The organism is Candidatus Chordibacter forsetii (assembly GCF_964187505.1).
Lineage (GTDB): Bacteria > Verrucomicrobiota > Verrucomicrobiia > Opitutales > Seribacteraceae > Chordibacter > Chordibacter forsetii.
The window spans coordinates 1-6,529 of the sequence record NZ_CAXLML010000161.1 but is presented as its reverse complement, the minus strand read 5'-3'; the positions used below and the strand labels follow the sequence as shown (position 1 = coordinate 6,529).

Below are 6,529 nucleotides of genomic sequence, written 5' to 3'. Positions count from 1 at the left end.
GTATTTTAGCTTGTTTAGCTTACCTCCTGAATCGATTCGTTTCTAGTAGTCAACTTTCGAAATCTACCAATAGTGGGAAGGGGATAAAACTAGGTGAAACGCGATCCCTTGGCAATAAACAGTTTCTTGTTGTCGCCGAATACGATTCACATAAATTTTTACTGGGGATAAGTCCCGGTCGAATCGAACGCTTGGCGAAACTAGACCCAAGAGATTCCACAGGTGCTGACCAAATTTGAAACTAATGAGACATGTTCGTTGCAGCTTTTATGGGTAATTTAATTCGTCTTAAGTTTGGTTGGATTTTGTTGTCTTTTACCCTATTGATATTCTGTAACTTTGCTGAAGCACAAACTACAGGGACAGGTTCTCCGGGTCTTAGAATTGATGTAAGTGGTGCTAACGAGGAGGGAGATTTGGGACTAGCGATTCAATTAGTAATCGCCATGACTATTTTGACGCTTGGTCCATCTGTTATTATGATGATGACCTGTTTTACTCGTATCATTATAGTCCTTGGTTTCGTACGAAATGCTATTGGAGTAAATGCAGCTCCTTCAAGTCAAATAATCATCGGTCTCGGATTATTTCTAACCTTTTTTATCATGGGTCCAATATGGAATAAAATCTATGATGATGCCGTTACACCCTACATGGAGAAGGCCATGAAGTCCTCAGAAGCCCTTGAGATTTCTACTGCTTACATGAAAGATTTCATGATGAACCAGACACGACAAGAAGATGCCCAGTTCTTTTTGGAAATTTCTAGACAAGGAGCTATGACTCGTGATGAACTGCCACTTAGTATTGTTGTTCCATCCTTTATTCTTAGCGAGTTGCGAACTGCATTTCAGATGGGTTTTTTGATTTTCATACCTTTTATTGTCGTAGATTTTATTGTGGCTTCTACACTCATGTCTATGGGCATGATGATGATGCCTCCAGTCGTTATTTCCATGCCTTTTAAACTTCTTCTTTTTGTTCTTGTTGATGGTTGGTACCTGATCGTTCAATCCCTGGTGGGGAGTTTTAATATAACCTAGTTTAAGGTAATAAGTTATGACAATGGAATTGGCAGTTGATTTGATGAGGAATCTATTACAGACGGCCTTACTTATTGCTATTCCTATTTTGGGTACCGCTACCGTTGTTGGTCTTTTAGTTAGCTTTATTCAGTCAATTACTAGTCTCCAGGAGCAAACTCTTACTTTTGTACCTAAATTAATATGTGTCTCCCTCGCAATTGTACTCGCTTCAAATTTTATTCTAAAAACTTTGACGGACTTTTGTATCTCGATGTTTAATCTGATCCCAACGATGGCTCAGTGACCATTGAGGCAGGGCAAATTGTAGTTTGGGTTCTGGTGTTACTCAGAACAGGTGCCTTTTTTTTAGGCATTCCTCTTTTTGCCGGTAGATTAATACCAGTACGTGTACGCATGGCTTTTGGTCTGATGCTTTCTTTGTTAATTAGTCCATATGTGCCCGCAGACCTGGAGCTTTCAACTCATTATGTTGGCGTAATTATTTTAGCGATGAATGAAGTCTGTATTGGCCTGCTGCTTGCCATGATGGTGCGTATGGTTTTTTTTGCAGTCGAGCTAGCTGGGTACTTGATTTCCTACGAGATTGGTCTTATGGCGAGTAATAGTATTAATCCTCTGCTTGGTTCGACTGATGCTACATTAAGTAGTTTGTTTTACTATTTTAGTTTATTGATATTCTTTATTGTTGGAATTCATCACGAAGTTATCAAAGCATTCACCTTAAGCTTTGAACTCCTTCCGATTGGAACTTTTTTTCTCCAAGCCAATCCCATGGTTGAATATGTGAGCGAAGTATCCAATGTCTTTGTTTTGGGAGTTTTAATGGCTGCACCTTTTATTGCCTTAAATTTCATCGTCAATATATCATTTGCGGTGCTTGGGAAAGCAGTACCTAAGATGAATGTATTTATAACAAGTTTTGCCGTAAGGATTTTAGCAGGTTTAGTTTTACTCGTTTCCTCCATTTTACTTTTTTCCTCCTATGTGATCGAGCATAGCAGAAGGTCTGTGGAAGTTATGCTGGATATCATTCAATCAGGTTAAAATTATTGAATCGTGTCAGATGTAGATAAAAGTTCCAAAACTGAACCACCAACGGAAAAGAAACTTTCCGAGGCAAGGTCCCGCGGGCAGTTTGCCAAAGCTCCCGAAATTGGGATGACTGCGACTCTTCTTGCAGGTCTTTCAGTACTGTTTTTTTGGGCACCAACCAAGGCGGGTGAACTAATGCTTTTTACTAAGTCTATTTTTCAGAACCTTAACAGTATTCAGGCGACTCAAGAAGGCATGACTACTTTATTCAATGATTCTTATTTGGCTATGGGGTTGATTGTTCTTCCAATGCTTGCCGGATGTTTCTTTGCTTCATTAATGGCCGAAGGAGTTCAAACTGGTTTTAGTCTAACCCCCAAGGCTTTAGAGCCTAAGTTGAGTAAGATGAATCCCATAAGTGGGATAAAACGAATTTGGGGTCTTAAAGCTCTTAAAACTTTTGCAGTGGATTTCCTTAAGTTTTTATCTATTGGTACCGTTGTTTGGCTTACGGTCATAATTTTTCTAAAGGATCCAATTTTCTACGCACCGATACCGATACAACATATTCCAGGATTCATTTATGAACTGCTTTTGGTCATGTTTGCCCTCCTTGTACTGATGTTGCTTGTTGTGGCAATAATCAACTTTATCATTAAGAAAAATGAACACAACGAGGAGATGAAAATGTCCAAGCAGGAGGTGAAAGAGGAGCGCAAAAGCAAAGAGGTGGCCGAGGAGGTAAAGTCTGCACAGAGGAAAAAAGCGATGGAAATGGCAATGGGGCAAAATTTACAAGATGTTTCCACCGCAGATGTTGTCGTTACCAACCCAACTCACTATGCCGTTGCCTTAAAATATGAAAAAGGCACGGATAATGCTCCAGTGGTTGTTGCGAAAGGACATGATATGATAGCCCGAAGAATAAGAGCGATTGCGAAAGAATTTGAAGTACCTATGGTTGAGGACAAACCGGTTGCTCAAATGCTTTTTGCTTTAGGTGTTGTTGGGGAGGCAATTCCATTACAATTGTATCAAGTTGTGGCCCGCATACTTGCTGATGTGTACAAGCTTAACGCCTATTATTTCCATCGCCTTAAAGCAAGAAGGTTACTTTCTAAAAGCAAACCTAAGTTTGCTATTATTTGATGGATATTATGTCCAAATTTGCTCCTTTCTTTTCTCGCTTTAAGGGAAATTCTGATCTTGGTTTCATTTTTGGGCTTTTTGCCGCTGTTTTCTTACTTGTTATTCCCATTCACAAGGACTTGTTAAGCATTTTATTGGTTTTCAGTATTGCTGTTTCTTTGTTGATTTTATTGACGGTAGTTTATGTCAAAGAACCTCCCGAATTTTCTGTTTTTCCTACCATATTGCTTGCTGTAACCCTTTACCGGCTTGGTTTAAATGTTGCTTCTACCAGGCTCATTTTAGGAGATGGAGACGCGGGCTCCGTTATCCAATCTTTCGGTACTTTCGTTGTAGGGGGAAATTATGTGGTTGGTGCGGTTATTTTCTTTATTCTAGTAATTATTAACTTCGTTGTAATTACCAAAGGTGCTGGTCGTATCGCCGAGGTTACAGCCCGTTTTACCCTAGATGCAATGCCTGGAAAACAAATGTCCATTGATGCAGAGATGAATGCAGGTATTATTACTGAAGCACAAGCACTCGATAAGAGGGCAAAAATTCAAAAAGATGCTGATTTTTACGGATCAATGGACGGTGCTAGTAAGTTTGTTCGTGGAGATGCAGTTGCAGGAATTTTCATTACGGTGGTCAATGTAATCGGAGGAATTCTTATTGGTTATTTTCAAAAGGATATGACCATGACTGATGCTTTGCAGTCTTACACTATCCTTTCAATTGGAGATGGTCTCGTGTCTCAAATTCCCGCAATTATAATTTCGATCGCAGCTGCTATATTGGTAACTCGCTCATCTGATGAAGCAAATCTTGGAGAGTTCGTTGGCAAACAACTTACCATTTATCCTCGTGCAATTGCTATATCTGGATTCATGCTTTTTCTTTTCTCGGTATTCCTCTCGGAAACTTTCTGGCCCTTTTTCTTGCTTTCTGTCGTTTGTTTTGCTCTGGCCTATTATCTCCATAATAAAGTACCCAGTGAGGCAGAAATTGAAGAACTTAGTCATCAATCACTTAACCACGCCTCAGGTGTCTCATCGAGTGCTTCCCCTAGTCAACAGACCCATGGGAGTGGACCTAGTGCGACTGAAGCCACTCCAAGTAGCAATACCTTGATGGAGAATGCCATTGAACAGGAAGTTTTTGGTCTTGAAATGGGCTACGGATTATTAGTTTTGGCAGATAAAGGTAAGGGGGGGGATCTTCTCGACAGAATTACTGGGGCTCGTACCAATTTTGCCAAAGAGATGGGTATGCTTCTTCCCACGATTGGAGTTAGGGATAACATTGAGCTTGAACCTAACGAGTACCGATTTCTTTTACGGGGTAAGGAAATCGCCCGTTCATCAATTATGCCCGATCGTTTTTTGGCAATGAACATGGGGGGAGGGAATGATGATAAGTTAAGTGGTATAGCAACCATAGAACCAGTTTTTGGAATTAAGGCACAATGGGTAACCGAAAAGGACAAGCGTAAGGCTGAGGTTGAAGGTTTTACGGTGGTTGATCCTTCTTCAGTTTTAGTAACACATCTTTCTGATACACTAAAAAAATCGGCGTATTTAATATTGGAGCGGGAGGGAACTCAAAAATTATTGGATCTAATTAAAGACAAGAACCCAACTCTAGTCAGCGAACTATTGCCTGACTTGGTAAGTGTAGGGATTATCCAAAGAACCCTACAAAATCTGCTCAGGGAGAGGATTCCAATTAAGAATCTCTCACTTGTCTTGGAAACAATTGCTGATATGGCTCCGATAACCAAAAACCCTGATGACCTTTCCGAACAGTCTAGGAAGCGATTAGGTATGTACTTCATTAAGGAATATGAAGTCGAACCTAACAAGCTGCTCTCCATGACGCTAGAACCCAAGCTAGAGCAAATCCTTGTCCAACGGGTCAAAAAAAGCCAATTTGATGTTGGATTGGCTATGGATCCTGAACTTACGCAAAATTTAATTGGAGAAATAGTCCCTAAAATCGAAGAAATGACGGATCAGGGATTAACTCCTTGCCTGGTAACTACTTCAGATCTCCGGCTTGCCCTCAGGCGTTTTCTAGAACCCAGTTATCCACAGTTATCCATCTTTGCGTACCAGGAGATTCCTGCGGAAACAATGGTGGAGCCATTTGCTTCGATAACTCTTCCTCAATTTTCTATCCCAACCGCTTTTGAAACCTCTTCCACCGCAGAAGAAGGCAATGACTTGGGAACTCCAATCAATGAACCTCACTTAGTCAGTTAGTATGATCGCAGAGGAAAATAAAGTGACTGAAGATCCCACGCGAAAAAGGTATCGGCTAGTAGTTCGCTCGGCTGAAGAGGCAGTCAGAATGATTCGTGATAAATTAGGTGATCACGCCAAGGTGCTTTCTGTTCGCCAAATTGGAGGGGAGGGATTGAAACGATTCATTTCATCTCCTAAACTAGAAGTGATAGCTGAGGTTTCTAAGGACTCAAGCGATCCAATTGAAACAACTCCAGAAGTGATTTCTTCCGATTCTTTACCCTCTGAAAAAGTGGTAAAGAGCGATTCGGTTTCCGTGAATTCTGATTTGTCTAAGGAAGCTAAACTTGAACATAAATTAGAGGATGCCGGAGGAAACAAATCCAATGATGAGGTAGATCCTCTATCTATTTTGAGTAAAGCTGGTTTTGATGAGGTTCTTATATCTCAAATAAAAAGTTGGCCTGAAATTGGTAACCTCCAAGACTTATCTCTGGCCGATGCACTTCGTAAAGTTACCCTCTGCTTGACCGATCGTTATAAGGCAATATTACCAGTCTCAATTGATAGTAAAGTTGCTTTAGTTGGTTCTCCGGGGGCAGGTAAGACGACCATGTTGTGCAAACTATTAGCCCACGAGGTTTTTATTAAGAAAAGAGTGCCCATGGTACTTAAATTAGAAAACGGAGTCCCCAATCCAGATGATTCTTTAAGGATTTTCTGTGAGGTAATAGGTGTTACTTTATATCGGGAAGCTGCAAAGGTTCCACCAACAAGCTTAAATTCTCCTCTTTTTATCGATATACCAGGAGTTTCTCTTAGTGATGTCACAGAATGGTCTTTGATTAATTCATCTTTGGACGCTATCGGAGTTCACTCGCGCATCCTTGTTTTAAATGGTGCATACGATAAAAAGGTTATGTCTAAGTGTATTCAAATTGGTTCTAACCTTTCTGCAACTCACCTTGCCATTTCACATTTTGATGAATTGTCCAATGCATCAAAGCTTTGGCCTATTATTTTTGATTCTGGTTTATCCCCTTATTGTATCTCGACAGGGCAGAATGTTACGGGTGA

At 40.4% G+C, this 6,529-nt stretch carries 7 protein-coding genes; all 7 read left to right on the top strand.

Features of this window, described 5'->3' with window-relative positions:
• On the top strand, positions 1-239 hold a 239-nt coding region (locus ACKPQ4_RS06875), incomplete at its 5' end, for a flagellar biosynthetic protein FliO (protein ID WP_407680451.1).
• 12 nt (positions 240-251) lie between these two features.
• Positions 252-1,043, top strand: a complete 792-nt coding sequence (gene fliP, locus ACKPQ4_RS06870) for a flagellar type III secretion system pore protein FliP (protein WP_407680450.1) — start codon at positions 252-254, stop codon at positions 1,041-1,043.
• A 16-nt stretch (positions 1,044-1,059) separates the two neighbouring features.
• Positions 1,060-1,329, top strand: coding sequence for a flagellar biosynthetic protein FliQ (locus tag ACKPQ4_RS06865; protein WP_407680449.1), 270 nt, complete (start codon positions 1,060-1,062; stop codon positions 1,327-1,329).
• Positions 1,326-2,090 carry a flagellar biosynthetic protein FliR gene (locus tag ACKPQ4_RS06860; protein WP_407680448.1) on the top strand — a complete coding sequence of 255 codons (765 nt, stop codon included), beginning with the start codon at positions 1,326-1,328 and terminating at the stop codon, positions 2,088-2,090. Before ACKPQ4_RS06865 ends, ACKPQ4_RS06860 begins: the two co-directional genes overlap by 4 nt.
• 12 nt (positions 2,091-2,102) lie before the next feature.
• Positions 2,103-3,227, top strand: a complete 1,125-nt coding sequence (locus ACKPQ4_RS06855; RefSeq protein WP_407680447.1) for an EscU/YscU/HrcU family type III secretion system export apparatus switch protein — start codon at positions 2,103-2,105, stop codon at positions 3,225-3,227.
• A gap of 8 nt (positions 3,228-3,235) precedes the next feature.
• The gene (gene flhA, locus ACKPQ4_RS06850; RefSeq protein WP_407680446.1) at positions 3,236-5,470 is read left to right on the top strand and encodes a flagellar biosynthesis protein FlhA; all 2,235 of its coding nucleotides are present in this window, start codon (positions 3,236-3,238) and stop codon (positions 5,468-5,470) included.
• Between the two features lie 22 nt (positions 5,471-5,492).
• Positions 5,493-6,529 (top strand): flagellar biosynthesis protein FlhF (locus ACKPQ4_RS06845; RefSeq protein ID WP_407680445.1); only part of this gene is annotated, 1,037 nt, incomplete at its 3' end.

What these genes read in the sequence shown, in the direction of transcription:
- ACKPQ4_RS06865 (WP_407680449.1), top strand. Translation starts at nt 1,060, where the DNA reads ATGACAATGGAATTGGCAGTTGATTTGATGAGGAATCTATTACAGACG.
- fliP (WP_407680450.1), top strand. Translation starts at nt 252, where the DNA reads ATGTTCGTTGCAGCTTTTATGGGTAATTTAATTCGTCTTAAGTTTGGT.
- flhA (WP_407680446.1), top strand. Translation starts at nt 3,236, where the DNA reads ATGTCCAAATTTGCTCCTTTCTTTTCTCGCTTTAAGGGAAATTCTGAT.